General features: G+C 53.5%; 1 protein-coding gene. It reads left to right on the top strand.

Translation table 11 applies throughout. The features are described 5' to 3' along the window. Positions 1-308: 308 nt before the first annotated feature. The gene (locus NXS99_RS09150; protein ID WP_259288365.1) at positions 309-1,526 is read left to right on the top strand and encodes an HNH endonuclease signature motif containing protein; all 1,218 of its coding nucleotides are present in this window, start codon (positions 309-311) and stop codon (positions 1,524-1,526) included. Positions 1,527-1,593: the final 67 nt, after the last annotated feature.

Genomic DNA, 1,593 nt, shown 5'->3' with positions numbered 1-1,593 from the left:
TAACCATTAAGGAAATCCGCTTGGCATTGACTGTCAGGCGGATTTTTCTATGTCCAGGTTTAGACGGGATGGGGAGGGGTGGGTGTGACGGTGGCGGCGCGGCGCCGGGTTGCTGGCTGTCAACGATCGTGGGTACAAGTGCGGTAGTGCGCCGCTGGACTGCCACCACTGTCGGTGCGTCACTGGTTTTTGACAGTCTGATTCCTTAATTAGACTGTTTTCGCGTTGTTTTGGTTCCGATTTTTAAGTTGAGATTTCTCACGCGGTTTTCAGTTGTCAGCGTCGTGTGGGTGCGGTTGTATGGGCGTATGCAAATTGTTGATCGTTTCAAGGCGTTGGCCAGCCAGGGCGCGGCGTTAGTCGTTGAGATTCAGCAGCTGGGCCTGCCTGTCACACAGCTTGCTGATGTGTTGGATTGTTCGGTGACCACTGCGTCGTTGTTGCGTTCTATGGGCCGGTCCTTATCGGATGCGCAGCTGAGTTTAGCGTGTGAGCATGGTTATTCGATTGATCGTCTGCGCGAGATCGCAGGTATCCCGAAACGGTTGAAAAACCCTGAAGTCGATCGTGATGCGTTGATTTGTGAGGTCATTGTTGACTGTGCGCAGTTCTCGCATCGCGAATTGCGGGTGCATGTGCGCAAGCTTATCGACGCTTGTAATGATGGATTTGTTGCAAAACGTTCGTGGTATGTGCGGTTTTCAAAGGTTGCTGATGCTGATGGGATGAAGTATATGATTGCGAAAATGCCAGCGCATGTGCTTGAGCGTGTGCGGACGAGTTTGGTGCAGCCTGCTCGTGGGTTTGCGGCAAGTGGTCGTGCTTGTGGTGAGGCTGAGGGGTTTGCGATGGCGTTGGTTGATCGTGTGTGTGCCGCTGGTGATGCTTTTGGTGTGGGGGTGTCGTCTGGTTGTCAGTGTGGTGCAGGTTGTGAGTGTGGGGATGTCTGTGGTGAGCAGTGTGAGTGTGGGTGTCGGGTTAATGATGTGGATTTGCGGTATCGGCCGTGTTTTTTGATTCCGGTTGGTGATGGTGTTGGGTTGGCTGCTGGTGAGGTTGCAACCAGTGATGGGGAGGTGGTTGATGTTCGTGATGTTGTGGATGCTGTGGTTGGTCGGTTTGGGTTTGCGGTGGCGTGTATGAAAGATGCTGCTGGGGTGTCTCGTCCGGTGGAGGTGTTTGGTGTGAAGCGGTTAGCTGATGGTCGGGATCGGTTGTTGACGATTATTGAGCATTTGGTGTGTCAGCATGGTGATTGTGATACTCCGGCGGTGCGTTGCGATGTGCATCATATTGTGGCGTTTTCGCGTGGTGGGGTGACTGTTGGTGAGAATTTATGTCCGTTGTGTCGGGTGCATAATTTGGAAAATGATGATGATCCTGACAGGGCGCGGTTTGGTCGGGTGTTTCGGGATCGTGAGACGGGGTTGGTGTGGTATCGGGATTATTTGGGGAGGTTGCGGCGGAATCGGCATCCGGCGCAGGTGCATAGTGGTGCGGCTGTTGCTGCGAGGATGTTGTCGTAGGGTGTATGCTGTGTAGTGCGTGTGGTGTAAGTAGCCGGGTAGAGATGGTTTTATCCGGCTACTTGCC

Origin of the sequence: Corynebacterium sp. HS2168-gen11, assembly GCF_024834075.1 — a bacterium.
Classification (GTDB): Bacteria; Actinomycetota; Actinomycetes; order Mycobacteriales; family Mycobacteriaceae; genus Corynebacterium.
The sequence above is the reverse complement of the archived record's forward strand: the minus strand, read 5'-3'. Positions and strand labels throughout refer to the sequence as shown.

What these genes read in the sequence shown, in the direction of transcription:
- NXS99_RS09150 (WP_259288365.1), top strand. Translation starts at nt 309, where the DNA reads ATGCAAATTGTTGATCGTTTCAAGGCGTTGGCCAGCCAGGGCGCGGCG.